The sequence below is a fragment of the Synechococcus sp. KORDI-52 genome (assembly GCF_000737595.1).
GTDB lineage: Bacteria > Cyanobacteriota > Cyanobacteriia > PCC-6307 > Cyanobiaceae > Parasynechococcus.
Genome location: NZ_CP006271.1, coordinates 1,673,304 through 1,699,593 on the forward strand (window position 1 = coordinate 1,673,304; position 26,290 = coordinate 1,699,593).

Here is a 26,290-nt window from a genome sequence, read left to right on the forward strand (position 1 = left end):
CCTCGAGAGTTCTCAAATTACCGCCCTGAAACTCAGAGGAACAGGCCATAGGCAGGGTTGGTCGTTTCATCCCAGTAGCGATACCCCAGGGCATTGAGGAATTGGGTCCAACCTTCCATCTCCTGTTCAGGCACCAGCACGCCCACAACGATTCGGCCGGTGTCGGCACCGTGGTTTCTGTAGTGAAAGATGCTGATGCTCCAGCCGGGGTGCAGGGCGTTAACGAAGTTCATCAAGGCACCCGGGCGTTCGGGAAACTCAAAGCGATAGAGCAGCTCCTTGCAGTCCCCGGCGCAGGCTGTCTGCGCTGAAGACGGCAACCGGCCTCCCACCATGTGACGCAGGTGGACCTTGGCAAATTCGTTGTCGCTGAGATCGAGGCAGGGGAGGCCTCCACGTTCCAGTTGGCTCAGGAGTGAAGCTCGGTCGTTGTCATCGTTCACCTGCACGCCGATGAAGATCTGCGCTGTGGCGCTGTCGGTCATGCGGTAACTGAATTCCGTGAGGCTGCGCTCCCGCAGCAGTTCGCAAAGCCGCCTCAGGCTCCCGGGTGTTTCGGGAATTTCCACGGCCAACATCGCCTCTCGCTCTTCACCGAGCTCAGCCCGTTCGGCGATGAAGCGCAGTCGGTCGAAATTCATGTTGGCCCCGCAGGCCACCGCCACAAGATCGCGTCCCGCCAGGTGGCGATCGTTCACGTCCTGCTTGAGCCCCGCCACCGCAAGAGCACCGGCCGGTTCAAGGATGGAACGGGTGTCTTCAAAGACGTCCTTGATCGCGGCACAGATGGCATCGGTGTCGACCCGCACCATGCGATCGACGAAGTTTTGGGCCAGCTCAAAGGTGTGTTCGCCCACCTTTCGCACGGCAACGCCGTCTGCAAAGAGACCCACCTGCTCCAGTTCCACCCGCCGCCCCTGCTCCAGGGAACGGCTCAGGGTATCGGCATCGATCGGCTCCACGCCGATCACCTCCGTTTCCGGCCAGAGCCGTTTGACATAAGCGGCGATTCCTGCAATCAGACCACCCCCGCCCACGGCGACATAGATCGCATTCGGTGGCTGCTCGGCCTGGCGCATGATCTCCATGCCGATCGTCCCCTGACCTGCGATCACCTCCGGATCGTCAAAGGGATGAATCAGGGTGAGGCCCTCGGCCTCGCATCGCCGCCGGGCTTCCGCGGAACACTCGTCGTAGGTCTCTCCGTGGAGGACCACTTCACCACCCAGGGCGCGCACGGCGCGCACTTTCACTTCTGGTGTGGTGCTCGGCATCACGATCACGGCCCGACAGCCAAGCCGCTGGGCACTCAGGGCAACGCCCTGGGCATGGTTGCCGGCACTGGAGGCAATAACACCGCGCTTCAGCTCGTCTTCGCTGAGCTGCGACATGCGGTTGTAGGCGCCCCGCAGCTTGAAGGAGAACACAGGCTGGAGATCCTCACGCTTCAGCCAAATCGCATTGTTGAGCCGGCGGCTCAGATTGGGGGCGTGATCCAGGGGGGTTTCACGCGCCACGTCATAAACACGGGCGCGCAGGATCCGCTGCAGGTAGTCGGTCATTTCACCATTCTCCCAAGGCTCCGATCCAGACGGCATCCAGGTTGGTTCCCGTAGATTGCTGACATTGGACTTGGCAGTGCATGCATCTCGGAGATCTCAAGCATCCGAATGAACTGCACGGCCTTAGCCCGTCTCAGCTTGAGGATGTGGCTCGGCAGATCCGTGAGCGGCATCTGCAGGTGGTGTCAACCAGCGGTGGTCACCTTGGGCCTGGACTGGGGGTTGTGGAGCTGACCCTGGCGCTGTACCAGACCCTGGATCTTGATCATGACCGCGTGATCTGGGATGTGGGCCATCAGGCCTACCCGCACAAATTGCTCACCGGCCGGTTCAACGATTTCGATTCCCTGCGCCAGCAGCACGGGGTTGCTGGTTACCTCAAGCGCTCAGAGAGCGATTTTGACCACTTTGGAGCCGGCCACGCCAGCACGTCCATTTCAGCGGCGCTGGGCATGGCCATGGCACGGGACAACCGGGGGGAGTCCTTCAAGTGCGTTGCCGTCATCGGTGATGGAGCCCTGACAGGCGGCATGGCCCTTGAGGCCATCAACCACGCAGGACATCTCCCCGATACACCGCTCCTTGTGGTGCTGAACGACAACGACATGTCGATCTCCCCTCCGGTGGGGGCGCTGTCGAACGTGCTGAACCGTGCGCGGCTCAGCCCACCGATGCAGTTTCTCTCTGGCAGTGTTGAAGAGAGCGTTCGTCACCTTCCTTTCATGGGTGGCGAACTTCCTGCGGAACTCAATCGTCTGAAGGGAAGCATGCGTCGCCTCGCGGTGCCCAAGGTGGGCGCCGTCTTCGAAGAGCTCGGCTTCACGTACATGGGGCCGATCGATGGGCATGACATCGGTGAGATGATGCGTACGTTCCAGGCGGCCCACCGCGAGGGTGGTCCTGTGCTGGTGCATGTTGTCACCAAAAAAGGCAAGGGTTACCCCTACGCCGAGGCCGATCAGGTCGGTTACCACGCCCAATCGTCCTTTGATCTCAGCACTGGCAAGGCGATTCCGTCGTCGAAACCCAAGCCCCCCAGCTACAGCAAGGTGTTCGGGCAGACCCTGGTCACGCTCTGTGAGCAGAACAGCCGTGTGGTCGGCATTACTGCTGCGATGGCCACCGGAACCGGACTCGACCTGTTGCAGAAGGCCATTCCTGAGCAGTACGTGGACGTCGGCATCGCTGAGCAACATGCCGTCACCCTGGCTGCGGGCATGGCCTGCGAGGGGTTGCGACCTGTCGTCGCTATCTACAGCACATTCCTGCAGCGGGCTTACGACCAGCTGATCCATGACGTGGGCATCCAGAAGCTGCCGGTCACCTTCGTACTGGATCGTGCCGGCATCGTTGGTGCCGACGGCCCGACCCACCAGGGTCAGTACGACATCAGCTACATGCGGGCCATTCCCAACTTCACGGTGATGGCACCCAAGGATGAGGCTGAGCTGCAGAGGATGCTGGTGACCTGCCTGCATCACGACGGGCCCACGGCGCTTCGGATTCCCCGGGGCTCCGGGGAAGGCGTGCCCTTGATGGAAGAGGGTTGGGAATCGCTGCCGATCGGCCGCGGTGAACTGCTGCGGGAAGGTGATGATCTGATGATTGTGGCCTATGGCTCGATGGTGGCTCCGGCCCTTGCCACAGCAACGCTGCTGGAGGAAGCCGGGCTCTCCACCACCGTGATCAACGCCCGCTTCCTGAGGCCTCTGGATCAAGCGCTGATCCATCCCCTGGCGCGACGCATCCCTCGTGTGGTCACCATGGAAGAGGGGGCTCTTCCGGGTGGTTTTGGCGCAGCGGTTCTGGAGTCGTTGACCGATCAGGACATCAACGTATCAATGCTGCGGATCGGCATTCCGGACCAGCTGGTCGATCACGCCACGCCGCAGCAGAGCAAGGAAGCTCTTGGCCTGACTCCGACGCAGATGGCTGAACGCATCCTTGAGCGCTTCAGCAACGCCTCTGGTGATCTGCCAGCCAGCGCTTCGATCAAGGCTCTGCAGGCCTGAAGCTGAGGCATCGGTGTCGGTTCTGATCGTTGGCGCCGGGCCGTCCGGTGCCCGTCTGGCGATTCAACTAGCGCGAGCTGGTGTTGAGGTGACCTTGGTGGATCGTTTGGCCGATCCCCACCGCCATGCCTACTCCAGTGGTGCTCTGCCTCTGGAGGCTGTTCGTCGGTTGGCTCTGCCGGATGAGGCTATTGCCGCCACCTGGCAGGGCTGGCAGTTGCATGATCCCTCGGGTCTGGTTCATCAGTGGTGGTCTGCCGGCGATCTGGGGGTGGTGCTCGACTTCGGCCGGCTGCGGTCCTGGCTCTGGGAGGAAGCGCGCAGCTATGGGGTGGAGTTGATCCAGGGCTGCCGTGCTGCTCTGAGCACGCTCACGGTCGATCACGCCAGTGTGCGGCTTCAAACACGCGATGGCCGGTCGTCATTGCGTTCAGCGCGCTGGCTGATTGATGCCACCGGTGCACGCCGAGATCTGCTGCAGCAGGCCGGCCTCAGCCCTAGCCCCGAGGATCCGCTGCTGCAGGGCATCGGCGTTGAGTGGTTGCTGCAGGCCGATCACCGTCAGTCCGCTGCCTGGCGGGATCGGATCAGTTTCTTCCTGGGCACCGCCTGGATCCCCCATGGATACGGCTGGATCTTCCCCATGCAGGGGCAACGGTTGAAGGTGGGCGTCTGTCACCTCCCACCGGCGGATCGTCCGACTCCCGGCAGCCTGGCTGGGCCCCTTCAGCGCTTGATTCAGCGCTGTGGCTTGAGTGCTTGCCCGGTGCTGGACCGCCATGGCGGGCCCTTGTCCAGCAGCATCTCCCGCTCCGAACCATTGGCGGCCGGTGCGCTGCTGGCGGTGGGGGATGCGGCCAGTTCCGCCAATCTGCTGGGCGGAGAAGGGATCCGCCATGCGATGGACAGCGCGGATCAACTTGCCGATCTGTTGATCACTGAAGGGATGCCTGGGGACTCCACGGCCATTGCCTTTCGCTATCAAGAGCAGCTCAAGGCCCAGCAGAGTTGGCGCTGGTTGGTGTCGGGCCGTTTGGCGAGGCGCACCTGGTGGGGCCTCGACAATCCAAGGGCGGACCGTCGTCTCGAACGACTGATCCATGGGCTTTCTGAGACAGCTGAAGCCGCTTCCCTTTCAGAGCTGTTGTTCGAATACAACTTCGAGCGTTACGGCCTCAGGCTGCTGCCGTATCTGCTCTGAGCCAAGGGTTGTTTCAGGGAGGAGACTGGCTCCTCCCTCAAGACTTGTGCTTCAGAGCACGCCGCGGGCGGCCAGACCCTGGATGGCGCCGATGCCGATGATGTGGCCGAGGCTGGTGGTGCCGAGCAGGGCTGCGTGACCCATCCCGCCGAAGAAGGAAGCATTGGGTAGTGCAGCACCGACGTTGGGGTGCTTGATCGTGGCCTTGCCGACCATGATGGCAACCACATTGCAGAGGATCATCACCAGGGCGACCTTGGGAGACCAGGACACGGTGGCGGGAGCGATCGCGAAAAGGTGGGTCAGCATTCGAGCCAATGAGCGACACCTCATCTTCCGGCGATAGCGACGCCTTGCCTTCCTCTCTTAAGAGTTGTTCACCCTTTTTTGGGGGTTGGTAACACCAGACCGATCACCAAAACCGTGTTGCTGAGGGTGAGAAAGGCTTCTGCCCCTCCGTGCAACCAGTCAATCTCCACCAGTTCCGCTGAGCAGCAGCGCAGGGCGGCAATGGCGGCACCAATCGTGACGGCCACAAACAGCAGGGTGAGCTGGAAGCCCCGTTCCGCCATCAGTGGAAGCGCCTCACTTTTGCGGAGCCAGTAGAGAAACAGCAGATAGGGGATCAGCGAGGCCGCGAACAGAGGTGCGGGATCAAAGGCCATGGCCAACTCCGTTCACTCTCCGGCGACGATGGAGCTGCCAGGCTGCCAAGGCCAGGGCGCCATTGCCGATCACGGTGAACAGGGCCTGAAGGGTGACGAGCCCCCGCAGCGCCTCGCTGTTGTCATACAGATGCCAGGTGCAGGCTGCCATTGCACTGACAAGGGCCGGAAGCATGGCCCAGGCCATGCCCGACAGCCCGCGCCGATTCATCAACACGATCGCGACACACCACTCCACCACGGAGGCGACGTGGATCCACCAGGTTCCGAGCGACAACGCGTGCATGCCCTGAATCCTAGGAATCGGTTGATAATGCCCGGAGTGAACAGGTTGCTGCCCGTGGTCCGCCCCACTGCGCCTGTACTGCTGCTTTGTGGCTACTACGGGGAGCACAACCTCGGCGACGATGCCTTGCTTCAGGTGCTCGTGTCGTCACTTCCCCAGCCGCAGCAGCTGCTGATCACCGCCCGCGATCCGGCACCCGTTCTTGCTTTGGCTCCCTCAGCGCAGACGGTGAACCGCCGTTCTTTGCTGCTCTGTGTGCGTGCGGCCCTGCGTGCGGATGTTCTGGTTCTGGGTGGCGGCAGCCTGCTGCAGGACAGCACCAGCTTCAGCAGCCTTGTCTATTACCTGCTGCTGATGGCGGTTGCCCGCCTCGGTGGCGCCGAGCTGGTTCTCTGGGGGCAGGGCCTTGGACCCCTGCAGCATCGGATCAGTCGGCTTTTGGTTCGCACGGTTTTGCCCTTCTGCACGGCAGCGAGTTGGAGGGATCAGCGCTCCTTTGACTGGGCCCAGCGCTGGGCCCCCAGGCTCCCGTCGGTGCTGGCCGTCGATCCGGTCTGGCAGATGCCAGCGCGCCCTTGGATCGGAGGCGACGCCATCGTGCTCAGCTGGCGTCCGACACCTTTGCTGGATCACTTGGGCTGGCGTCGCTTGACGGAAGCTCTGGATCGGCTCAGTGCTGAGTTGGACGTTCCGGTGATCTGGTTGGCGTTCCATGAACATCAAGATGCACCCTTGCTTCAGCGGCTGAGCGACGAAGGCCTCCTGCCCATGCGCCTGAAGAAGCGCAGCTCAACCCTGGTGCCCCAGTCCCTGGAGGCCGTGTTCGACCTGGTGCAGCGAGCGCGCCTGGTGCTGCCCATGCGCTTGCATGCCCTGATCCTGGCCCGACTGGCCAACAGCCCGATGGCTGCTCTCAGCTACGACCCGAAGGTGGAGGCCGCCGCGGCCATGGCCAAGGTCCCCTGCGTCGCTCTGACGTCGGTTCCTTCGCTGGATGACTTGCTTGCCCTTTGGCGTGACCAAGTCGATCGCCCAGCAGATCCTGATCAGACCGAAGCCCTGCGACGCCAGGCGTCAGCGCACAGCGAGCTTCTCAATCGGATGGCAGTCGACGTCCGCTGACGGCATCGAAGCGGTGCTCGCAAGTGCTGGGCCAACTGATGTGTGGTTCAGCTTCAATCTCTGTTTCTCCGGAGCAGACCAGCCGCAGGTCGCCGCGATCGCAGCGCACCAGCAACATCTGGTTGGCTCCGAACCATTCACGGCTGAGGACCGTGCAGGGCGAGCCCTCCGGATCGAGCAGCAGATCGTCCGGTCGGATGCCGATGATCACCCCGTCCTTGGCAGGCAACAGGTTCATCTGCGGGCGGCCGATGAACTGGGCGACATAGGTGCTGGCCGGTTGCAGGTACAGCTCGCGAGGCGTTCCGATCTGTTCAATGCTTCCCTCTCGCATCACAGCAATGCGATCCGCGAGCGCCATCGCCTCCTGCTGGTCATGGGTGACGTAGACCACCGGCTGTTCACCGCCGATCATCAGCCGGCGCAACTGAGGACGAAGGTCTTCTCTCAACTGAGCATCAAGATTGCTCATCGGCTCATCCAGCAGGTACACCAGGGGATCCCGCAGCAGCGCACGGGCCAGTGCGACCCGTTGGCGCTGTCCCCCGGAGAGTTGTGATGGGCGTTGCCGGGCCTGCCCGCTGAGCTGCAACACCTCCAGCATGCTGTGGATTCGCTCCTCGCGGGTTCGGACGTTGCTGCCACGCATGCGTAGGCCGAGTTCGAGGTTCTCCCACACACTCAGGTGTGGGAAGAGGGCATAGCTTTGGAACACCATCCCCACCCGCCTCCGTTCGGCGGGAACGTCAACCACTTCGGTGCCGTTGATGCGAATCGAACCTTCATCAGGTTGCTCCAGACCAGCAATTAGACGCAAGGCCGTGCTTTTCCCGCAACCGCTGGCACCCAGCAGAGCGACGCATTCGCCCTTCGCCACATCGAGGTCCAGACGGTTGAGAACCTGACGTTCGCCGAAACTTTTGTTGATAGCCCGTAGCTCGAGAGTCATCCCTTGATGTCGAAGATGTTTTTTATTGCGACGTGCCTGAGACTGATGGGAATGCACTGGAGCCCTTGCCCGAGAACGTTAGGTAGCCACGGTGAAGCCACAGGTTCGGGGCAATTGATCGCATGAGATTAAGGGTGAATTCTCTTGAACATGCTTCGCCCTCTCCAAACAGTTGTCACCTACGTCTGAGTGGAGAGGGTGCGGGTGTATTTCTTCGAATCAACCTTATGGAAGAGCGGCCTTTCATTGATGGGAGAGTACTGATTCCCTTCCGCGGGACGTAGAGCTGTTCCGCTTGTCAAAACTTTGTGTAAGTGATCCTTGTTCAATGTCAGGTGCTGGGTGCTGCTGCCCAGGCAGCAGCTGGCCTCTTTCTGCATGACGATGCTCTCCGTACCGCGATTGCCCCCCCGTTACAACAAGTCGGATGAGATCGGTAAGCCAGTTCAGGTGAATGGCCACGGTTATCACTTCAGGAAACCTAAAGCCCCCGACCAAGCCATTGCACCAGAGAAGATGACACCTGCTGGACGTGATCTTCTGCGCAAGAAAGGGCTTCTCAAACAACAACCAATCTCATAAGAAATGAATTGAAGTGCAATGACAGACGATCCGCTCGATCCAAAAGTCATGCGCGTGACAGATCGCGGCATCAGTGTTGTGGTGCAAGGCCGTTGCTTCATGAACGTGGTCCTGCCGTCTATTGGTGCGTGGATGCCAGCCAGTCAAGCGGTGTGGCAAGAAGACGAGGAGCTGCTGGACCAGTTGCAGACAGATCTTCAGGCGAACGGGTCGTTGTCTTCTCCGGGGAACACAGTTTTCTCCAGTCGGTTGATGCGAGCCAAGATGTCCTTGACGATTTCCCTGGCTCTCTCGTCCACAACTTGTATTTGGTCGGCAGAGGCTGGATCTCTTGTGTTGATGTTGCCATTGAGCTTGTCGGTTGCTGCGTGACGCAACCAATTGCTCCTGTCTTGACCTGACGCTGCGGCCGCCTTGTCGATCTGCTCCAGCAGGTCACTGGAGATGCGGAGGTTGATGGTCTTCATCACGGCCATGCGCCTTGTCCATTATTTGTATATACGAAAACAGTAGCTCGAGGCTGGTTGACTGGAAATAGATGGACAAAGACTGGGCGCTGTATGCCAGAAATTTCAATTGTCACATAGACACCGTGTGCACAAAGCGTTTAGAGCATGGGTATTGAGAGGCAGACGGGTCTCCCGTTATCAACCTCCGACCTACACGCAGCATCTACAGGTCATGACAACCACCACCGCCACCCACGCCGAGCGCCACGAAGCGCTCGCCACTGTCGGCACAACGCTGACCGCCCTCGGCCTCGTCCTCCTCATTCTTCTCTGAACCATGGACGCCGAACTACGCGAATACCTCGCCACCGTCGGCGCAGGACTAGGCACTTGGTTCATCATCATTATCATGCTTTGAACCCATGACGAACGAGAAACACCAGCTCCCTTTATCCGCACGACAGCCGATGGCTGCTACAGCCACCCTTACAAGACATGGACACCATAGGGATGCTCAGTTGCTGTTCGACCGATACATCTGCATGTCAGTCATCGCAGTCCTGCAACTGAATCCCCAGCCGCCGAACCCCAAGCACCATCAAAACAATGATTGGAAATTTTCTCGTTGCTGGTGCTCTCACGATTCCTTACTGGGGGTTCCAGAAAGTCACCAATCAGCCCAAGGGCGGTTCAACCCAACGTCGTTGGCGTCTCTTCTCGGCAGCCTTTGGAACCTTCTGTGCTCTTGATCTTGGGTTCGCTGCAATCATCGGACAGGCAAGCACGAACCCAAACAAAGGGAGCATTGCCACCCGAGCTGCTGCCCTGCCTGCTGTTTTCTTAATCACCGGATTTGGTACCAAGAAGGTCTGGATGCGTAAGCACTTCAAGGCGTTCGAAGATCCAACCGAACCCGTTACTCTCAGCTGAATTTACTACACCTGTATGCATCACATACAGAGCGATGAATCGTGTCAACGGTATTACCTCTGTCGAGAGGAATTAAGCAGCTCAAAGTTGGTATCAAACGGATGATCAACTGCGTCGCAGTGGGTTTACGTATTGCAGTGGCGGAGTACAAAGACTGCAATGTTGCGGGCTTTTGATTCTCTCTAGGTTTTTCCTATTGGCATCCGTAGGGGCAACCGTTGCAAGTGTGGCCAACTCCCGTAAAGACCTTGCCTTGCTCGCGGGCACCTTCCTCTTAGGGCTTGGAGCCATAAAAGCAGTCCTCTCTTTCTTTGGCGTCTAATCCACTGGCCACTGCTTTCACTCTGTGCCATCGGGTACTTCCGGTGACGCTTTCAAGTCCTTGGGTTCATCTCACGACACGCACCACTTACGGCAGACGACAAGGCATATCGAAGTAATCGCATCTGATACCTCCAAGGTGAGCAACGGACCCGTGCCAACCCGCTATCCACCTGTCTTCGCCAGCTTCAAATGTGTTGCATTTGAACCAAACCCAAAAGCGTTCTCCGCTGCCATCCTTGGCGCGTTAGTCACTTGAGTGATTGATCAATGGACCTTGCCGACTGGTTTCGACTACGCATTTTTCTGTTCGTAGCGGGTTTTGTCGTCTTGTGCATCGTGTCCCTTTCACCATGGAATATCGAGTGGATGAGCAACGACACCCAGCAGCAGGTTGAAGAGCAACTGGAGCAGGAGCGTCAGCCCTGATGCCTCCAAGTGATGGCTGATTGGGGCTGTGCAAGACCACCGAACAAAAGAACCGTTGGATGGGTGGTGTTGAGTACCTCATTGGTGGTAGTGATTCTCAGTTGAAACAGCGATGCTGTGTTCGCGGTGCAAGAACCTCACACATCGCATAATAATCATGCTTTTAAAAGAATCGGCAGAGGTAGTCAGGTGACCAAAGGTTCTGGGATTGGCCATTGGACTGGGTCTTATCGCTGCACCGCTCACAGGTTGTCTAACCCTTGCATATGTGGGGTACCACGCAGCATTAGCGGCAGCTACGGAAAAGAAAAGTTAGATCAGGGATTAAGTTTATTTCTCCATCAACCACGATCTTGATAAAATCAACTCTTTCTTGTTATCACCACCGCTACAATGGTTTGTGCGATGCCAACATGAACCGTCTGTGCTGAAAGTATTTCAGTCTTTGACGTATTTAGGGAGTGCGTTCTGGTGTTAATGAGCCAATCTTAATGATTGCGTAATTAAATATTAAAGAACACTCGTCGTCATCGAAACTGGTGCAGTTTGTCCAAAGTCATAGCCTGTTCCAGGGCCTCGGAGAGTGGACTTGTTCCCGATAAAACTTTCAATCCGTCAGTCATGACGTGATTTTTCTGCACATTTGGATGTGTGACCAAGATCACAAGTTCTGATGACTGGGGTCATCACTTGGGTTGTTGATTGCGGAGATCGTGTGTGCATCGAGAGGTTTCAAGCAATGAATGATTTCCTCAGAGGATCCGGCTGTGTTTGTCTCGGTACTCTCGCTGGTGCAGGCCTGGGTGCGGCGTCGTTTTTCGCCATAGAAGCGGTCTTGCCCACACAAGCCGACGCGGCGCCTGCGCACACCGTTGCCAAAACCAACAAGCATCAGCCGAAGCTCAGTGCAAGGCAAACCATCCTTGAGGCGAACCGCCACCTGATCGCGAATGGCTGGCATCCCGCGCCGGAAAAAACACCAACGCCGGAGGACCGGCGTCTGGCCTCTGTTGCGCTCGAAAGCCTTTCGGCCTGTTCCGGCACGGGTGTTGGCTTCTGCATCTTTGATTACCGCCGAGATCTGCAGCGGCTGTCGGTGGTGACGGTGCCCAGTAAGCCGGGCCGTCCGTCCGTTGGGCGCGTTGACCGTTGGTGGTGAACAAGAATTCCTACCTGCCCCAGTCAGAAATGGCGGGTTTTTTTGTTGTCCTCTCCCACGAAGGAACACCCATGGCAGTCACACAGGAGTCAGACCACCGAAGCAACCATTGCCCTGTTCCTGACGTCGGAGCTGGTTGCGCCGTTAAGGACTAACAAGCCGGAAACCCTCAGGCTTTCGCACCTTGGTGGTGTGCAAGACCTTGGGGAATCGTTGGTGGAGTAGCTATTACTGGAATCGTATGAACCGTTTCTGCTGGTGGAAGATCAGGACAGGCTCCAGGCCTCGCACCTGGGGGTGATCCCTTAACCATCTGAAGAGGCTGGCTGGCCTGGTGTAAAAGAAGTATCTGATGTCGAGTCATGAGCTTTACCCCGCCTCATGAACCCAACCTTCTGAATTCTTCAAGGAGCACCCGATTCAGTCGGTCATCGCAACCAACGACCATCTGGGGATAGATGGTTCCCTCTCGGTAGGGGGCATGGGCAACGGAACAGACGTCTTTTGTTACTTGTTCCCATTTCTCGAGGATCTCTTGAGGTAACTGCTCCTTGAGCGCTCGTCGTGATTCTTCCAACCCTTTGGATGCGCACCACCGCATTTCAACGGTGTTCTGTCCAGGGCACAGAATCTCTGGTTCCGCTGCTCTCACAGAGAAAATTGGGAAAAGCAGCAGGAGAAATAACAGCTTTCTCATGTTCGAATGACGACAGCGGTACTTGAATCGATCAGCCTGATCGACGTCTAGCTCCCCTGAAGGGACTGGCTGTGAATAGTCGTCATCGTATTTTTTAGATCGCCAACATCCCGAAGTCCTTCTGCACTAAACCACGGAGCATTCTCCCAACTGAACCCCTCGCCAAACGTGTTGTCTGGCGCAGTGATGTACCAGTGACAATTCACGTCGGGAGTATCAACTGAGCACCTGGACCAATCCGGATGCCATTGGGGAACTTGGACCCACATCACTGCTGCAAAAACTACGGAGAACAAAGCTTTCAGCATGGCCTGGGAACTGTGAATGAAACTTTATACGAATTAGTCTTAGGTTTGGAACCTTGGAATGAGTTAGGTCACCAGGTCAACAAGCGGGAACTGGTCGAGATGGGTCGTCAGGTGTGGCAGATCAGGTGGTGCAGCTGACGCTGGAGACACACCTGGTCATCAACCCTGTGTGCGGTGATCACAGCCTGTTCACACGTCTGCTGCAGGTTGGAGTTTGCGGGAAGTCGCCCAGCCTCTGGCGTTGAGAGTTGCACCAGGGGTTCTTCCTGCCGTAGCGGAGGGGAGGCTTATGTTTTCCCCGCTGATCTGGTTGTGAATACTGTGGAGGAGAGTCCAGGTGGCCTTCGATCCCCGCGTGGCGGCCGGTTTCCCTGCCAGACCCACACCATCACCATGTCCAGCAGATGGTGAGTGGTGGCGCTCTGCCACAGTTTTTTTTCAGGCGACAGCGTTGCAGCGTTCACGCATCCATGGCTCGTACATGTGTACTTGCTAGATAGATGATGCGCGAGGGCTGGCTGATCGACCGCGACGACTTCTGGATCTGGCGGTTTCACCGGGACGAGAAGGCATGGATCCAGGCCCCAAAGGCCTTGGTTGATCGGGATGGGACTACGCACGATGCCCCGCCACTGCTCAAAGAACGCCGATACCTGCGCAAGCAACCTGCCGACCTGCTGTGGCAATCACTCCAGAGTCAAGGCTGGAAACGGTCGCAGACTTGTGCCTGGGATGTAGCGGTTGAGGTCTGTCACCCTCGCCTGGAGGAGCGCATTCATCAACCCTTCAGCGACGGTGTATTGTCTTTAACTAACAATTCCTGAGCTCAATAGTGCCAAGAATTGGATGATGATTTTTGAATTATTGGTGTGACTGAAGCAATAAAAGCCCCCTGCAGCAGGCCTACGGCATCCTCTATATCTCTCGTCTTACTTATTCATCTCATACCTATCCCTCAAACCATACGGCGAACCTTCCCCTAGACAGTAGTAGGGTATGTGGCCTGTTTGGTCAGGTTCACATTGTCCGTCATGCACCCTCACATCCCGGTTGCTTGGCGGTGCTGTTAAGGCATTGATCACAGGTTGTTGCTGAACTTCCTTGCGCTGTGCTGTTGTGCTGGCACCACCAAAACGAACTTTAAGATCTGCTGAAACTCTGGTCTCGAATGCCTCGTCATAGGAGATATTCACTCCTGCTGGTAAGCCATTGCTGATTTCATAGGCAACTCGTCCAAGCACACCAGAAGCATCAGCCGTACCTAGATCACCATTTTGGTAGTAATAACCAAGTGAAGCATTCAGCTCTGGAGTGATGAAATACCCCACATCAAGCCCGTAGGTATCCAGTGCACCGCCTTGGTAATACCAGTTCAGTGGTTGCTCGGTATCACCAACAGGAATCAAGGCATAAGCGTTGAAATTTCAGTCATTGGAAACAGCCTCAGCATTGACTGCGACCTGCTGGAAGAAAGCACTCTTTTCCGTTCCAAACAACGGAATGCCGGTATCGGTTCCACCTGTATTCATTGGGCGACTGTCTTAACCAGCATTCAGCCCATACATCCAAGAGCGGTCACCATTGAGCCAGCGGTAACCAAGCCGCGATGAGGTGCTGATTGTGGTGCCAGCTACCTTGGTGTTGATGACGCTGCTGTTGTTCTCGTAATCAGCGAAGTTGATATTGGCGAGGACATCAAGAAACCAGACACTGTTGTCGCCAACAGAGAGAGGTAAGAAACCACCAATGCCTGCCTGATTCGGAGTACCCGCTCCTTGCAGCGCACCTTGAAAACCAAAGGTGGGCTTGACCACATCCTTGAGGCTGATGCTCATCACACCGAGATCATCAGCACTGCCGTCCTGTGCCTTCAAAGGCAGCGGGGCGATGGCAACAACATAAGCCAGTAATCCAAGCGACAGGTGGCGGAACATTGGGCTGGCGTCACTGCGCGCATGATTCCAGGCTTTGCTTAATGGTGCTACCCAGCGCAATTGACTGTCGCCATTTCGGCTGAGAAAGCTCTGGAGGCGTCATCCGAATTGACTACGCAGTCGGGTCCAAGCGTTGACTTGTGGATTAGCTTTGTGACTTGAAACCCTTGGTGGAAGGTTCAGCCTTTTTCTTTTTCGCAGGCACGCTGATTCGTGTTTCTGCCGGTTCGTCTTTGAAGACCTTGCCTTCTATCCAGACTGTTAATGCATAGACCAGAATCAGTGCAGGAACTAGAACAAGCCACTCGTTAGTAAACTCATAAGGAATCTGCCTTACCCCAAATACCGTTAGATATCCAGTAGCAAGCGTCAGAATAAGCCGCCGTATGGTTCCAGAATTCAATTGACCTATGCCAGAAATCGAAGTCTATTGGTTGGATCCGTTCTGAACGGCGTTGTTTCAATCTTGTGGTCTTTGCTTTGATGCCATTCTGTGACCGGTGATGCACCCTGTTGTCCTTCATTGGAGTTATGACAGGAGTGCTCCAGTTGATTTGCACCTCTCCGGAGCGGCGAAGCTACCTTTCGAGGGTGTGGCTTCGCTTGCTAGCAATTTCTCTTGTTAACTCTGATGCATGTCACGTAATTCACCATCCCAGCATTCCGTAGATCAAAGTGTTTTGGTGATTCTATAATTTCCTTCGACCTTATTTTGTTGTGATTTATGTCAAGAGATGATGCGGTAAAATGCATGGTAATTTTCTTTTGTTCGCTTAGGTTGAATTGAGCCTGTTGTCGCGTGTGCGAGTTGCTGAGGGTGCCTGAGTGAATTCAGCTAGAAGTGACTTTTTCTGGCACCCTGCTTTCAGTGACCTTTTTTTGGTGGTCTACTCAGAGTTTTCTTGGCTCCTGGTTCTGTAGTTGCATTTACCTGCATCTGCTCGGCTCTTTTGGGATATATAAAATTCTAACTTCCGGCGTATAGAGTTGAAAAAATTTGCTGGAACTCTAATACTCTTCCATCCCCTCTTCTCCTCTCATTGAACAAAATAAGGCATAGTTGAACTAACTTCTGTTTCTGTTCAAGGGTGTTTTGCTCGTGCGCTATAACCATAGTTTTTGTTCAGTGTTATGGGTTTGTGGTGCTAGATGCTCCTCATTTTTGAAAGACTTAGTGCCTTTGCGTGTACCGCTCTTGCTTGCTGGATAGCACAGATCAAAACGTCTAACGCTGGTTTTTGGCTTCAGTAAGGATTGAAAAAGTCAAGGTTGATCTGGTTGTCAGGTGCACGGGCACAACAATCGTCAACAAATCATTTCAAACTTTATTTAGTACCAATCAATTACTATTTTCACAAACTCTGATGGCAGCTACAGAATTATGCTCAGTACTCCAGTGCTTGAGGCTGCTGTCTTTGGTGCAGGTTTTTCTCCTGCCTTAAACAGTGACGCATCCTTTGCCGGATTTGATGGTGGAGTTGAAGTGACCAGCGGTGGCCTGATTACCTATGCCTTTTACACCGCAGTCCTAACAGCCATGGACACCACCCCTGCAGTTTGAAGTGGAATGATGACCAGAAAAGTACAGAGGCAACTCATCCTCAATCAAACGTGGTCAGTTACGAAAGGCGCTTTGCCAGCCGTCGTGAACATTGGCTCCCTCCTGGTCCTCTGTCCTTGGCTTGCACTGCCGGTGACTGTTTCTGGATTCTTTGTGGGTGCTGTCATGACCACGCGTCTGATTTGCAGTGCGATCGATGCTTTGCCCCAGGTTCAGCGTGAAGAGATCAGAGACAAGGCCCAAGTCTTGGGTGTTGATGTACCTGGCATCACTTCTGGGCATGCAGGAGCCTGACCAATGAAGATCCTGATCGATTCAGCTGCAGTTGTTGCTGTATTGCTGGCTGTTCTTTCAATCCGCCTCGTCATTCCTGTTTTGAACCTTTTGTATCGAGCAATCGAGGCATGGTTCGTACCAACGGATGAGCCTGCTCCTGATTCGGTAGCAGTCACTCCAATCAAAAGCACCGCAGTCGGTAAGCCTCGTGCTACTCGTAAGCGACGTACCAGCACTATGAGGCCGCTGCGGTACAAGTCCTTACTTCTAATTAATGTGGGGGAGGAAGTACTTCCTTGCTTATTTAAAGCAATAACCTTTCTCCCTTTGTTTCAGTTCTCTAGCTTAAGTGGTGACCTTTCGATCAAGGTCTTACCTCTATATCTTTGTCACCTAGCAAATGGACAACTGTTCGTTTCGACTTTGGCAGCAAGGCCTCTTCCGCTAAGCGCGTCAACTGTTGCTCCCTTGCCTTGATTGCTGTTGGCCATCTCCTTTTCTGAATTGTATTGATCACCATGATCATTCCTTTAGGTGGACAGTATTTGAGTGGATTCATCTGAATCACATTGCTTGTGGAAGCTAACGGCCTTTTTTCTTGGCCTGTGAGCGATCTCAATATTTGTTCAACCAGGTTCAGTCTGCTACAGCATTTCAGTATCCCGCCATACGTATATGGCTTGCTGTCCCTTTGCGGCTAAAGGCTTTGCCGGTTCATACCGGCTCTTTTCTCTCGTGTCATTCATATCTTCCAATGGCAATGTCCTACACCCCTTCCGAGGACAAGCTCCTTAAAGACCTTGTTACTTTGCTCGAATGCACTGATCATTCGCCGTTGCGTACGCTTGGGCTGGACACCAGGCGAACACCTTAACCTCATCACAGGCAAGCCCTACCAAGGCGTCAATCCTTTGCTGCTTGAGATGGGTCTGTTGCTCTGTGAATTCGACTGGCCTCTTGGGTGTGGTGCTGGTTAAGCCAAAGCATTCGATTGGTTCCCGCAGAAAGGCAGCAAGGGTGTTCGCATCCTTCGCCTTGAATTGAACAGCCGTGAACTGTTGATGCTGATGGAAAACTGCAGCTGGATAGCGAGGGGCAACCTCTCGTATCAGCGTGGGTGTCCTACAAGTCGGTCGTTGTCTTCAATGCCAACGACCTGACGGGTGGAAATGATGACGCCATCGCTGAGCTGAACAAGCGCACTGCTACTCAGCTTGGTGCTTCTCAACTCCCAACTGGTGATGAAGAACGCGTCCTTGATGCTGAAAAGAATCTCTGGACATGGCCAGTACCCACCAACTTCGTTGGCACAAGGGTTTGCTACAGCTCATCCCTCGATCGGATTTCAATGCCGCAAGACGTGAGCTTTGAATCCCGTGAATCCTTTTGTTTCACCTGGCTGCATGAGCAAGCCCACTCCACAGGACATAGCTCTCGCCTTGATCGCAAGCTCGGTAATCAGTTCGGTTCTGCTGCCTACGCAGTAGAAGAGTTGATTGCTGAGATGGCTTCTGTTCTTGCCTGCTACAGGCTGTGGATCGGCTACGACCTTCCGCAACACGCTGCCCACATGAGCAGCTGGGTGAAAGCTCTTAAAGAAGGTGGTGCCAAAGAGCTGATGAAGGTTGTCTCTGAAGCTCGGATTGCTGCTGACTTGATTGCACCTGAGCCTGGTGGGGAGGTGGGGCTATGAACCCTTTCCCATCCCGTCCAACTACACCGCCAACGTGTTCACCGATGGGACCTTCACCTGGCAGTGCACCATCCATTACATGGGTCGTGACTTCAGCTCTCCAGAATTCCAAAACCACAACGACATGCGTCAGTGGGCGAGCGACTTCTATGAGCGCAATAGACGCTGACTCAAAAGCCCCACCACTTGTGTGGCAGGGCTGCAATTGAGCGCTACGGACTAACCGTGGTCCTCATTCATCAACGGCTTCCGCACCTTCACTGTGTTCTGCCGCTGCTCCAGTTGGGATCAGTCGAATGGCTTTCTTGCCCAGCTTGATCTCGAATTCGTCACCGGCCTCCAGGTTCAGCATCGCCGTATAGGCCTTGCCGATCAGCAGATTGCCGTTGCCTTGCACTTTTGCGGTGTAGCTCAGCTTGCGTCCGCCCTTGCCGATCGCAGGGCCACCTGTTGAGAAGTTGATGCCCTTGGCTTCCAGCAGAGCCTCGTAGAACGCTGTGAAGTTAAGGCGTTCGCCGCCATCCTTCTTGTCAGATACGTAGCCGCAAGATCTTACCAGGTCGGACTTAGAAACGTCACCAAGATCTTTCACCTTCGTGAGAAGGTCGGTGCCTGTAAGCATTGGATTGATCCCCATCGGATGACTAATAAATAACTGTTGTTGTGGATACATGTCAACAGTTCTCGCCAAATAATTCAGCCATTACCGCTCAACAGCGGTTCTTTTCCTGGGTGTTCTCAGCCTTGAGAACGTCCTTTGTCAGATCGTCCAATGACCCTATCCATCGTTCCTGTTGATGGTCTTGGCATTGACAACATTGCTGAGCTCTTGGGTTTCCTCGATGAAACCCAAGAGCTCAGCAATCGATGATGACAACGTTGTTCATCGCAGGTGCCAGTGACGCCAGTCATGGCCGCTGTTCTTACCTGCTTTTGGATGACGGATCGCGCATGTGGGTGCCGAATTCCCTGCGCTGCTGGCTGGTGGATTTATCGATCAAGACCCAGCAGTACGCGAGCTACGACCCGCTCGAAAAGCTCCTGATCCGCGTGACTGCTGCTGATGGCATGACCTACGTTTATCGTTGTGGCTTCGACAGCTGGACAGCGACGAGCCCCTTCAAAGAGTTCAAATACATGACTCACAACCAGCTTGCAGATCATGTGACCATCACCTTTCAGGGTAAGGGACAAGCGACTTTTGTTGTCGTCTCCTACTGGGAAGATGGTGCTTTCTTTCCATCGGGTTCAGCTGCCTGAGTCTGCATTCAACGCAGACAAGCTCGGCTACGACGACAAGCTGGACAGCATCAGCTACGTCAATGGCACCAGTCAGGACACCGAAGGTTCACCCTGGTGGTGGCTCAAGTCCAAGCAGAGGACGAGCCTTCGAGGTTCCAGCTGCGGTGCTCGATCAATTGCTTGACGAAATAGCTCAGCCCAAACGGGCACGTTGAAAAGCCAGCGCAGCTCAGACAAAAGAATCTGCCACTGCCTAGGCCCTTGCCTCTCGCCTAACGGTGGGGGGCTTTTGGCATTCAAAGCGTCCACCAAGGAAGCTGACGCCAAACACTCACTTGATCGAGCCAATCCAGCCGTTTATTTCTGGCCCCAGTTGAATCCGAATCGCTTCTGGGCAGCGGCTTCAATCTCCTTTCGGACCTGCTGCATTGCTTCTCGGGCAAATGACTTCTCATTTTCCTGTAACGTAATGATCTGCTTCGTGAGAGCTCGAAGCTTTTCGATGTCCTTACAGCCGTCGATCTCTCTGAAGGCTGCTTCTAGATGACAACGTTGTTCAATTGAAAGATGGTGATTGGTCATTGGAAACATGCAACAGCAGGTGCAACCTTTCGTTTAAGAGAATGCTGCTGGTTCGTTGAAGACCGCTCAGGCTGCAGAAATACTCAACGGTGCAGCTGGATCGCTTATGGGCATTGGGTCAGGCTTGCCTTCTGCAAGGGCCTTGGCACGACGTACATCTGACTGTTGATTGTTCCTTGTGCCTCCATTGCTGCTGCAACAACAGCCCAATTGTGAATTTCAGTAGTCGTCTTGGAAATGAAATTGACTCATTAAATTTCGCAAGAACTTCCGTTAAGTGTGAGGTGGATAGCCGTCTACTGACCGAACCACACCTGTGCCAGGTAGCTGCTAAGAGTCGTTGACATCAGCAAGACCATGCGGGTGCGTCTTAAAAACCAGCGCAGCTAATGCACAAGAATCAGCCACTGCCTCAGACCTTCGGCCTCACCTGTCGCTGGGGGCTTTCCTTTTTCTCCTCTTACGGCTAACGCCGGTCCCTTCTTTACTTGTTTTGCTGCCCTTTCTTCTCCTTGCGGTGTGCCCTGGCCAGGCATCAAAGTCATGCATCCCCTCGGCCTTTGCTTAACCAGCGGTCTCGTTCATCGCTTCAGCCAGCTTGAGTTCTTCAGCGCTGCATCGATATGCTACCCATCCTCATCCTGAATGTTGGCACCTAAGCGGTGGACGTTCAAGACTCCTTTGTAGTGGGCTTGGTTGTTGACTGCCATCTTCAAATACTCAACTCACTTGCCTTGTCATGCAGCAACGTGCTGAACACTGCTGATGTTGAAGTTGGTTTCATCAGTTCCTTCGAGGCCTTGGCGATGTCTTTGTTTTCTTGAATTACCCTGAAGATGCCATCTGATTAAATTATTTTTCTGGTTGGTCTTTTGGTGTTTGTCGACATCAAATCAATTGCCGATATAGAGCGATTCCGTAAAATTTGTATTTACAAATCTATCGGTTACGGTAGCGATTCCAGGTGTGGTGCAGGTGTTGGCGGACGTGTCGATCTTCAGTTCATCAGGTTAATGAAGCTGGGTGACCTCGATGGGCTCAGCAACATGGTCTAGATACTGCTCGACTTGCTTTTGACTCACGCCAACACGGTCGATTTCGCAAATTCCTCCTGCATCTCGCCTCGCACTCATTCGTCGATCAGTTGTTCGAATAAGACCTCCTCGCAGGCAGCGGAGGTGCCTTGCTCTCCATGTCTCTGGTTTGAAAGTCACCGTCCTTCGATCGAGCGGAATCTGCCTCCACCATTTCCTAATCCCCTTGGTGTTACTTCCCGGTCTGCTGCATCAGAGCTTCGGAAGGCTCAATCGCCATCTCATTCAGGATTGGTTTCAGCAATATGTCTGCAATCTCTGCGCGTGCTGCTGCTTGGCCTCTGCATCGCCCTGTTTCTCTCGTTCAAGCAGGACCGTCAGTGTGATGAGCGCCATTCCACGACCCTCTCCCCAACTCCCAGTGGCTTTCGCCCATCAACCGCTCTATTTCGCAGTTGTCAGCAAAGTTATGCAGTTATTCACGTCACATCCTTGGGAGACAGGGCAGATACGGGCTCCGTTGTCGACGATTTCGACTGATGTTTCGCTTTTGCTGCTGCAATCTCAGCTTCAACATGGGCACTGGACTCGGTCCACTGCTTGATCAACCACTTATCGATGAGTTCAAGGGAGTTATCCGGCATCAGTACCGTGGTCAGCTCTAATTGCCCCAACCTCTACAGCTAAGGCAACAACTTCGGCTTGCGCGGCATTAAGAGGGCGTAGCCACTGTTCAGCAACACGTCTAACCGCTGAAAGTCACTGCGACGACTAAGGTTATTGCGAATACAGCAGTCTCGACGCCTGCTTTAACCCTTGATGGCTCCGTTGGTGAGTCCACTGACGATCTGGCGCTGAAACACCAGCACCAGCATAAGAAGAGGAATGGCACCGAGCACGGTGGCTGCCGCGTAGGTGCCGTAGGGGATCGAATAGGTGGATGATCCAGCAATCCGGGCCATCGCCACAGGCAGGGTGAGCAGATTGCTGCGGCTCAGCCAAGTGAGGGCCACGGGATATTCGTTCCAGGCGAACAGGAACACAAGGATTGCCGTGCTGGCGGAGGCCGGTGCAATCAAGGGGAGCAGCACCCAGCGCAGCCGCTGCCAAAGCGATAAACCTTCAAGCTTCGCGGCGTCCTCAAGATCGTTGGGCAGAGCTTCAAAGGCTGCCGTGAGCAGCAGCAGGGCCAGAGGCATCGACAGGGCGCTGTAGGGAATGGCGATGGCGATCAGGTTGTTGCCTAGCGCAAAGCTGCGGGCCAATTCGAGCAGCGCCAGGAACAGCAGCACATAGGGAAACAGGGCAGCTCCCATCACTGCTGCTCGAAGGCTTCCCTTCCACCGATTCGGGAGTTTGGCCATGCCGTAGGCAGCGGGGATGGCGAGCATCAAGGTGAACAGTGTGGTGAGGGAGGCCACAAAGCTGCTGTTGAACAGATATCTCCAGAACGGCGGATCCGTGCTGAGCAGATCCCGGTAGTTGTCGAGGGTCCAACGGCTCCAGAAACTCAGTTGGTCATTGACGAGGGCATCAGCGGTGGTGAAGGAACTCACCAGCTGCCAGAGCATCGGCCCAATGGACCAGACCAGCAGCAGTGCAATCCAGAGGGAACGTCGCGTCATCGATTCACGCTCATCGGTCCAGGGCCTTCAAAACACCGCCGCTCTTCAGCAACAACGTGCCTGCCAGGATCAGTGCGGTAAGCAACAGAAATCCTGCGAGCATCACCGTGGCGCTGTAGCCGAAATCAAGGAAGCGCATGCCGTTGAGGTAGGCATAGAGCGCGATGCTTTCGGTGCTGCCGGCGGGACCGCCACCGGTGAGCACCTGCACCAGATCGAACACCCCGAAAGCCTGAGCAAGTCGGAACAGAAGGCTCAGCAGGATGTAGGGGAGCAGCAGCGGCAGGGTGACTCTGCGAAGCGCCTGAAGGGGCGTTCCCCCTTCCAGGCGAAAGGCGCTGTAGAGATCATCGGGAATGCTCTGAAGCCCCGCCAGAAGAATCAAGGTGATGAAGGGCGTTGTTTTCCAGACATCTGCGAACACGGTCACCAGCCAGGTGATTGATGGGGTGGACAACAGATCCAAGGAGTTGAGGCCAATGCTGCGTGCCAGCACCTCGATCGGACCGTAGGGGGTGTTAAAAATCCAGCGCCAGCCCAGGGCCATCATCGTTGTGGGCAGGGCCCAGGGCAGCAGGGTCAAAGCGCGAACAGCACCCCTCCCACGCCAGCGTTGATTCAGCAGCAGCGCAATGGCCAGGGCCAACAGCAACTCCAACCCCACGGAGATCAGAGCGAATCGCGCGGTTTGTCCGGCATCCAGCCAGAAGCGCTGATCAGCCGCCAGTCGCAACCAGTTGGCCCCGCCATTGGCCATCGGTTCAAGGCCGGTAAGAACGGAATCAGCGTGGAAGCTCAGCCAGGCATAGCGAAGCATCGGCCAGCCGAAGACCACCATGATCAACAGCAGGGCAGGAGCTGCCAGGAGCATGGTCATGGCGCGGCTCCCGCAGCACGCAGCAGGGTCTCGCTGCGTTGCTGAGCGATCTGCATGGTTTCTTCAGCCGAGCCGTTATCTGTGAACAACCCGTTCAGTTGCCGTTGCAATACATCGCTGAGCTGGGCGTATAGCGGGGTTGGTGGACGCACCACCGCATGGTTCAACGCCAGCAGGAGATCCGGCAGCACAGGGGAGCTGGCCAGCATCTCCGGGTCGCTGAACAGATCGGCCTGGGTGGGGGTGTAGCCGTTGATGAGAAAGCGAGAACGCTGCGAGGCTTCGCTTGTGAGGTAGCGAATCGCTTCGACTGCCGCCTCCTTGTGGAGGGACTGCCGCATAAGACTCAGTCCCCAGCTGCCCAGGGTCGCGCCTGGACGTTCGCCCGGTTGCGCCACCATCAGGCTGATGCCGACGTTGCCCTTCACAGTGCTGTCCTCCTTCTGTAGTTCAGCCCAGGCGTAGGGCCAGTTGCGCATCAGGGCAGCATCACCGGCCTTGAAGGCCTGAAGCGACTCCGCTTCGGCGTAGTTGGTGACGGCATAGGGACTGACCCCATCAACAATCAGATCGTCTAACCATCCCGCCGCTGCCGTCGCTGCTGGCGTATCGAGCTCCATGGTGTTGGTGGTGGTGTCCATCCAGTGACCGCCAAAGCCCTGGAGCACTTCGAGGAAGTCGCAGCTCAGGCCTTCATACTGTCGCCCCTGCCAGACGAAACCACTGTTTACAGCTCCGGTCTGCACGAGTTGTCCGACAACAGCCACCAGCTCGTCGGGCGTGGAAGGTGGTTGATCCATCAGATCCGTGCGCCAGTAGAGAAGTCCCACATCCGCTACAAGAGGCCAGCGGTAGAGATGGCCGTCGTAGTCATTGCCCAGCCGCGCTCCTTGCACCAGCTGCTCCTGGTCGCTCTGTTTAAACCAGGGATCCAGAGGTTCCAGCCAGCCGGCGGCGGCATATTTCGGCAGCCAGGTGATATCCATTAGCAACGCGTCGAAGGGCGCATCCCCGAGCAGCAGACTGCTAATAGCCAGGTCTGAAATCGATTCCGTGTTCAACGGACCTCGAATCAACGTGAGATGAATCCGGCCGCGATGCTCGCGGTTGAAAGTCTTCACCAGATCCGCACTGGCATCGGTGAAGGATGAGGGCATGAGGATGCTCACCTCCTCCGCTCGCATCGAGGCTGATCCAACCAGAACACCCAGGCCGATCAGCAGCGCCAAGGCGCCGCCTGCGAGCCAGCGGCGCATTTTCATTGCGGGGTCGAGGGCGACAGACCCGACATCTGTTCCTCCGCCCAGTCGCTAACCGTGTAGCTCTCCACGGCATCGGTCATGCGGCTCATCCGCTCGCGTTGTTCGTCTTCATTCATTTCCAGAGCTGATTCGATGGCCTCATCCATGCGGCGATTCGAATAGGGGTTGGTGAGCACGGCACCATTCAGCACAACTGAGGCTCCGGTGAATTCCGAGAGCACAAGAACCCCACCACGATTGCGTCGAGCTGCGGCGTACTCCTTGGCCACCAGATTCAGGCCATCCCGCAGCGGTGTGATCCAGCAGACATCGGCATGGCAGAACCAGGCGATCATTTCGTCGTAGGGGATCCGGCGGGTGGAAAAGCGGATGGGGACCCAATCGATCTGGCTGAAGCGACCATTAATCCGCCCCGCCATTTCCTCAATCGAGCGTTGGGTGTCTTCGTAGATCTTCATTCCACTGGCAGCGGCCACACAGGCCAGCATCAGCACCACCTGGCCATGCAGGTCTTTGCGTCGTTCCAACAGACGTTCAAAGGCCAGCAGAAGCTCTTCGTTCCCCTTGGTGTAATCCACCCGACTGGCGGAGAGGATCAGTTTTCGGCCTTTTTTGGTGTCTTGAACGATCAACTCCCCATGGCTTTCAACCGACGGGCTCCAGCACAACTCCTGAATCAGATCCGGTGAGGTGCCTACCGGAGAGCTGAGGAGCTGAATGGTGCGACCGTTGTGCTCAAGGTGACTGGTCACCGTGCCTTCCGACAGGGCGGTGCCGACCTCAATGAACTTCTGATCCACAGGGACTTTGGGGCCACGTTTGGCGCCCACCAAAGTTGTGGCGGCACGGGCAAAGTTTTCCGTGTAGCGGGGGATGTGGAAGCCAACGACATCACAACAGAGCAAACTTTCCAGAATCTGCTCACGCCACGGGAGGATCGCGAAAACATCATTCCCCGGGAAAGGAGTGTGATGGAAAAAGGCAATCTTCAGGTCAGGACGTTCGGCTCGGATGTATCCAGGAGCCAGCCATAGGTTGTAATCGTGCACCCACACCGTTGCACCTTCAGCGGCTTCAGCGCATGCCGCCATGGCAAAACGCTTGTTGACCTCTTCAAAGATCTTCCAGTTCGCATTGTTGACATTAAAATAGGTTGGAAATGTATGAAGAATTGGCCAGAAGCATTCTTTGGATGTGATGTGATAAAAGCTGGAGATTTGTTCATCTTCCAGGGGGATTCGGCACATCGTGAACGGCGAAGGGTTGTCCATTTCAAACCGTTCGGTACCTTCATTCGACTGATCGTCGACGCGTCTCCAGGCAATCCAGGTGCCTTTTTCGCAACTGCGAAAAAGATTGCGAAGCGTTGGGATGATTCCGTTAGGGCTTTTCTGATCGACCCATATTCTTTTTCCGTTCTTGTCTTTTGATTCGTCGAACGGCGTGCGGTGGTAGAGGATTACGAACGAACTCTGACCCGCACCCATTTATTCGAACAACGCTTTGTTCGTCCCACCTTTCAGCAAAAGGGC

Annotated in this window: 29 protein-coding genes and 1 pseudogene; 14 read left to right on the forward strand and 16 right to left on the reverse strand. The window is 55.7% G+C overall.

All coding sequences use genetic code 11. The features are described 5' to 3' along the window. Positions 1-32: 32 nt before the first annotated feature. The gene (ilvA, locus tag KR52_RS08545) at positions 33-1,562 is read right to left on the reverse strand and encodes a threonine ammonia-lyase, biosynthetic (protein WP_038557120.1); all 1,530 of its coding nucleotides are present in this window, start codon (positions 1,560-1,562) and stop codon (positions 33-35) included. Between the two features lie 80 nt (positions 1,563-1,642). Between ilvA and dxs the strand changes: the two genes are divergently transcribed. Together dxs and KR52_RS08555 are read left to right on the forward strand one after the other, a co-directional pair. After that, a complete protein-coding gene (dxs, locus tag KR52_RS08550) occupies positions 1,643-3,574 on the forward strand; it encodes a 1-deoxy-D-xylulose-5-phosphate synthase (RefSeq protein WP_038554724.1) in 1,932 nt (643 codons plus the stop codon). A 13-nt stretch (positions 3,575-3,587) separates the two neighbouring features. Then, a complete protein-coding gene (locus tag KR52_RS08555; RefSeq protein ID WP_038554728.1) occupies positions 3,588-4,775 on the forward strand; it encodes an NAD(P)/FAD-dependent oxidoreductase in 1,188 nt (395 codons plus the stop codon). A 51-nt stretch (positions 4,776-4,826) separates the two neighbouring features. On the opposite strand, the gene psaK is transcribed toward KR52_RS08555, so the two are convergent. The 3 genes from psaK to KR52_RS08570 form a co-directional block, all read right to left on the reverse strand. Then, positions 4,827-5,084 carry a photosystem I reaction center subunit PsaK gene (gene psaK, locus KR52_RS08560; RefSeq protein WP_038554730.1) on the reverse strand — a complete coding sequence of 86 codons (258 nt, stop codon included), beginning with the start codon at positions 5,082-5,084 and terminating at the stop codon, positions 4,827-4,829. 68 nt (positions 5,085-5,152) lie between these two features. Then, a complete protein-coding gene (locus tag KR52_RS08565; protein WP_038554732.1) occupies positions 5,153-5,440 on the reverse strand; it encodes a DUF3593 domain-containing protein in 288 nt (95 codons plus the stop codon). Further along, positions 5,430-5,726, reverse strand: coding sequence for a DUF2499 domain-containing protein (locus KR52_RS08570; RefSeq protein ID WP_038554735.1), 297 nt, complete (start codon positions 5,724-5,726; stop codon positions 5,430-5,432). The genes KR52_RS08565 and KR52_RS08570 overlap by 11 nt, the downstream gene beginning before the upstream one ends. Before the next feature lie 54 nt (positions 5,727-5,780). Between KR52_RS08570 and csaB the strand changes: the two genes are divergently transcribed. Next, positions 5,781-6,848 (forward strand): polysaccharide pyruvyl transferase CsaB, encoded by a 1,068-nt coding sequence (csaB, locus tag KR52_RS08575; RefSeq protein ID WP_038557122.1) that lies wholly within the window; start codon positions 5,781-5,783, stop codon positions 6,846-6,848. Here csaB and KR52_RS08580 read toward each other — a convergent pair. Further along, the gene (locus KR52_RS08580; RefSeq protein WP_038554738.1) at positions 6,820-7,797 is read right to left on the reverse strand and encodes an ABC transporter ATP-binding protein; all 978 of its coding nucleotides are present in this window, start codon (positions 7,795-7,797) and stop codon (positions 6,820-6,822) included. The genes csaB and KR52_RS08580 overlap by 29 nt on opposite strands. A gap of 342 nt (positions 7,798-8,139) precedes the next feature. On the opposite strand from KR52_RS08580, the gene KR52_RS08585 reads away from it, so the two are divergent. After that, entirely contained in the window at positions 8,140-8,379 is a 240-nt protein-coding gene (locus tag KR52_RS08585; RefSeq protein ID WP_156957675.1) for a hypothetical protein, read from the forward strand. Positions 8,380-8,576: 197 nt separating this feature from the next. Here the strand turns inward: KR52_RS08585 and KR52_RS08590 are convergent, their stop codons facing one another. After that, a complete protein-coding gene (locus KR52_RS08590) occupies positions 8,577-8,855 on the reverse strand; it encodes a ribbon-helix-helix protein, CopG family (protein WP_038554743.1) in 279 nt (92 codons plus the stop codon). Positions 8,856-9,434: 579 nt separating this feature from the next. On the opposite strand from KR52_RS08590, the gene KR52_RS08595 reads away from it, so the two are divergent. From KR52_RS08595 to KR52_RS08600, 3 genes are all read left to right on the forward strand, one after another. Beyond that, positions 9,435-9,758 (forward strand): hypothetical protein, encoded by a 324-nt coding sequence (locus KR52_RS08595; protein ID WP_038554745.1) that lies wholly within the window; start codon positions 9,435-9,437, stop codon positions 9,756-9,758. Between the two features lie 591 nt (positions 9,759-10,349). After that, the gene (locus KR52_RS14360; RefSeq protein ID WP_156957676.1) at positions 10,350-10,508 is read left to right on the forward strand and encodes a hypothetical protein; all 159 of its coding nucleotides are present in this window, start codon (positions 10,350-10,352) and stop codon (positions 10,506-10,508) included. 739 nt (positions 10,509-11,247) lie between these two features. After that, on the forward strand, positions 11,248-11,667 hold the full coding sequence (locus tag KR52_RS08600) for a hypothetical protein (protein WP_038554748.1): 420 nt from the start codon (positions 11,248-11,250) through the stop codon (positions 11,665-11,667). A 744-nt stretch (positions 11,668-12,411) separates the two neighbouring features. Here KR52_RS08600 and KR52_RS15125 read toward each other — a convergent pair. Then, positions 12,412-12,672 (reverse strand): hypothetical protein, encoded by a 261-nt coding sequence (locus tag KR52_RS15125; protein ID WP_038554753.1) that lies wholly within the window; start codon positions 12,670-12,672, stop codon positions 12,412-12,414. Positions 12,673-13,175: 503 nt separating this feature from the next. Between KR52_RS15125 and KR52_RS08615 the strand changes: the two genes are divergently transcribed. Next, on the forward strand, positions 13,176-13,496 hold the full coding sequence (locus KR52_RS08615; RefSeq protein WP_084222035.1) for a DUF1651 domain-containing protein: 321 nt from the start codon (positions 13,176-13,178) through the stop codon (positions 13,494-13,496). Positions 13,497-13,601: 105 nt separating this feature from the next. On the opposite strand, the pseudogene KR52_RS08620 reads toward KR52_RS08615, so the two are convergent. Next, positions 13,602-14,606, reverse strand: a pseudogene (locus KR52_RS08620) (carbamoyl-phosphate synthase). Positions 14,607-14,751: 145 nt separating this feature from the next. Then, positions 14,752-15,009 (reverse strand): hypothetical protein, encoded by a 258-nt coding sequence (locus tag KR52_RS13725; protein ID WP_071840225.1) that lies wholly within the window; start codon positions 15,007-15,009, stop codon positions 14,752-14,754. 993 nt (positions 15,010-16,002) lie between these two features. Between KR52_RS13725 and KR52_RS14365 the strand changes: the two genes are divergently transcribed. The 5 genes from KR52_RS14365 to KR52_RS08635 all read left to right on the forward strand — a co-directional run bounded on the left by KR52_RS14365 (position 16,003) and on the right by KR52_RS08635 (position 18,305). Then, on the forward strand, positions 16,003-16,167 hold the full coding sequence (locus KR52_RS14365; protein ID WP_156957677.1) for a hypothetical protein: 165 nt from the start codon (positions 16,003-16,005) through the stop codon (positions 16,165-16,167). Positions 16,168-16,176: 9 nt separating this feature from the next. Beyond that, the gene (locus KR52_RS08625) at positions 16,177-16,461 is read left to right on the forward strand and encodes a hypothetical protein (RefSeq protein ID WP_156957678.1); all 285 of its coding nucleotides are present in this window, start codon (positions 16,177-16,179) and stop codon (positions 16,459-16,461) included. Positions 16,462-16,464: 3 nt separating this feature from the next. Beyond that, positions 16,465-16,920 carry a hypothetical protein gene (locus KR52_RS14955; RefSeq protein ID WP_156957679.1) on the forward strand — a complete coding sequence of 152 codons (456 nt, stop codon included), beginning with the start codon at positions 16,465-16,467 and terminating at the stop codon, positions 16,918-16,920. Between the two features lie 640 nt (positions 16,921-17,560). Further along, positions 17,561-18,136 carry a zincin-like metallopeptidase domain-containing protein gene (locus KR52_RS08630; RefSeq protein WP_051834318.1) on the forward strand — a complete coding sequence of 192 codons (576 nt, stop codon included), beginning with the start codon at positions 17,561-17,563 and terminating at the stop codon, positions 18,134-18,136. Further along, positions 18,117-18,305, forward strand: coding sequence for a hypothetical protein (locus KR52_RS08635; RefSeq protein WP_038554758.1), 189 nt, complete (start codon positions 18,117-18,119; stop codon positions 18,303-18,305). The genes KR52_RS08630 and KR52_RS08635 overlap by 20 nt, the downstream gene beginning before the upstream one ends. 63 nt (positions 18,306-18,368) lie before the next feature. Here KR52_RS08635 and KR52_RS08640 read toward each other — a convergent pair whose 3' ends face one another. After that, positions 18,369-18,758, reverse strand: a complete 390-nt coding sequence (locus KR52_RS08640) for an AbrB family transcriptional regulator (RefSeq protein ID WP_038557130.1) — start codon at positions 18,756-18,758, stop codon at positions 18,369-18,371. A 248-nt stretch (positions 18,759-19,006) separates the two neighbouring features. On the opposite strand from KR52_RS08640, the gene KR52_RS08645 reads away from it, so the two are divergent. After that, the gene (locus KR52_RS08645; RefSeq protein WP_156957680.1) at positions 19,007-19,396 is read left to right on the forward strand and encodes a hypothetical protein; all 390 of its coding nucleotides are present in this window, start codon (positions 19,007-19,009) and stop codon (positions 19,394-19,396) included. Positions 19,397-19,735: 339 nt separating this feature from the next. Here the strand turns inward: KR52_RS08645 and KR52_RS14960 are convergent, their stop codons facing one another. The 6 genes from KR52_RS14960 to ggpS form a co-directional block, all read right to left on the reverse strand. Next, the gene (locus KR52_RS14960) at positions 19,736-19,960 is read right to left on the reverse strand and encodes a hypothetical protein (RefSeq protein ID WP_038557132.1); all 225 of its coding nucleotides are present in this window, start codon (positions 19,958-19,960) and stop codon (positions 19,736-19,738) included. A 1,513-nt stretch (positions 19,961-21,473) separates the two neighbouring features. Next, entirely contained in the window at positions 21,474-21,638 is a 165-nt protein-coding gene (locus KR52_RS08665; RefSeq protein WP_156957681.1) for a hypothetical protein, read from the reverse strand. Positions 21,639-21,803: 165 nt separating this feature from the next. Further along, complete coding sequence (locus tag KR52_RS08670; RefSeq protein WP_038554770.1) at positions 21,804-22,619, reverse strand: carbohydrate ABC transporter permease; 816 nt, start codon at positions 22,617-22,619, stop codon at positions 21,804-21,806. Between the two features lie 10 nt (positions 22,620-22,629). Beyond that, positions 22,630-23,496 (reverse strand): carbohydrate ABC transporter permease, encoded by an 867-nt coding sequence (locus KR52_RS08675; RefSeq protein WP_038554773.1) that lies wholly within the window; start codon positions 23,494-23,496, stop codon positions 22,630-22,632. Then, positions 23,493-24,758: an ABC transporter substrate-binding protein gene (locus tag KR52_RS08680; protein WP_038554775.1), complete on the reverse strand. Its 1,266-nt coding sequence runs from the start codon at positions 24,756-24,758 to the stop codon at positions 23,493-23,495. The genes KR52_RS08675 and KR52_RS08680 overlap by 4 nt, the downstream gene beginning before the upstream one ends. Continuing rightward, positions 24,755-26,245: a glucosylglycerol-phosphate synthase gene (ggpS, locus tag KR52_RS08685; protein ID WP_038554778.1), complete on the reverse strand. Its 1,491-nt coding sequence runs from the start codon at positions 26,243-26,245 to the stop codon at positions 24,755-24,757. Before ggpS ends, KR52_RS08680 begins: the two co-directional genes overlap by 4 nt. Positions 26,246-26,290 lie beyond the last annotated feature (45 nt).

Bases quoted from the DNA above. Each gene is read 5' to 3' on its own strand.
- ilvA (WP_038557120.1), bottom strand. From the start codon at position 1,562: ATGACCGACTACCTGCAGCGGATCCTGCGCGCCCGTGTTTATGACGTG.
- dxs (WP_038554724.1), top strand. From the start codon at position 1,643: ATGCATCTCGGAGATCTCAAGCATCCGAATGAACTGCACGGCCTTAGC.
- psaK (WP_038554730.1), bottom strand. From the start codon at position 5,084: ATGCTGACCCACCTTTTCGCGATCGCTCCCGCCACCGTGTCCTGGTCT.
- KR52_RS08565 (WP_038554732.1), bottom strand. From the start codon at position 5,440: ATGGCCTTTGATCCCGCACCTCTGTTCGCGGCCTCGCTGATCCCCTAT.
- KR52_RS08570 (WP_038554735.1), bottom strand. From the start codon at position 5,726: ATGCACGCGTTGTCGCTCGGAACCTGGTGGATCCACGTCGCCTCCGTG.
- KR52_RS08580 (WP_038554738.1), bottom strand. From the start codon at position 7,797: ATGACTCTCGAGCTACGGGCTATCAACAAAAGTTTCGGCGAACGTCAG.
- KR52_RS08590 (WP_038554743.1), bottom strand. From the start codon at position 8,855: ATGGCCGTGATGAAGACCATCAACCTCCGCATCTCCAGTGACCTGCTG.
- KR52_RS08595 (WP_038554745.1), top strand. From the start codon at position 9,435: ATGATTGGAAATTTTCTCGTTGCTGGTGCTCTCACGATTCCTTACTGG.
- KR52_RS14360 (WP_156957676.1), top strand. From the start codon at position 10,350: ATGGACCTTGCCGACTGGTTTCGACTACGCATTTTTCTGTTCGTAGCG.
- KR52_RS08600 (WP_038554748.1), top strand. From the start codon at position 11,248: ATGAATGATTTCCTCAGAGGATCCGGCTGTGTTTGTCTCGGTACTCTC.
- KR52_RS15125 (WP_038554753.1), bottom strand. From the start codon at position 12,672: ATGCTGAAAGCTTTGTTCTCCGTAGTTTTTGCAGCAGTGATGTGGGTC.
- KR52_RS08615 (WP_084222035.1), top strand. From the start codon at position 13,176: ATGCGCGAGGGCTGGCTGATCGACCGCGACGACTTCTGGATCTGGCGG.
- KR52_RS08625 (WP_156957678.1), top strand. From the start codon at position 16,177: ATGACCAGAAAAGTACAGAGGCAACTCATCCTCAATCAAACGTGGTCA.
- KR52_RS14955 (WP_156957679.1), top strand. From the start codon at position 16,465: ATGAAGATCCTGATCGATTCAGCTGCAGTTGTTGCTGTATTGCTGGCT.
- KR52_RS08640 (WP_038557130.1), bottom strand. From the start codon at position 18,758: ATGCTTACAGGCACCGACCTTCTCACGAAGGTGAAAGATCTTGGTGAC.
- KR52_RS08645 (WP_156957680.1), top strand. From the start codon at position 19,007: ATGACAACGTTGTTCATCGCAGGTGCCAGTGACGCCAGTCATGGCCGC.
- KR52_RS14960 (WP_038557132.1), bottom strand. From the start codon at position 19,960: ATGACCAATCACCATCTTTCAATTGAACAACGTTGTCATCTAGAAGCA.
- KR52_RS08665 (WP_156957681.1), bottom strand. From the start codon at position 21,638: ATGCCGGATAACTCCCTTGAACTCATCGATAAGTGGTTGATCAAGCAG.
- KR52_RS08670 (WP_038554770.1), bottom strand. From the start codon at position 22,619: ATGACGCGACGTTCCCTCTGGATTGCACTGCTGCTGGTCTGGTCCATT.
- KR52_RS08675 (WP_038554773.1), bottom strand. From the start codon at position 23,496: ATGACCATGCTCCTGGCAGCTCCTGCCCTGCTGTTGATCATGGTGGTC.
- KR52_RS08680 (WP_038554775.1), bottom strand. From the start codon at position 24,758: ATGAAAATGCGCCGCTGGCTCGCAGGCGGCGCCTTGGCGCTGCTGATC.
- ggpS (WP_038554778.1), bottom strand. From the start codon at position 26,245: ATGGGTGCGGGTCAGAGTTCGTTCGTAATCCTCTACCACCGCACGCCG.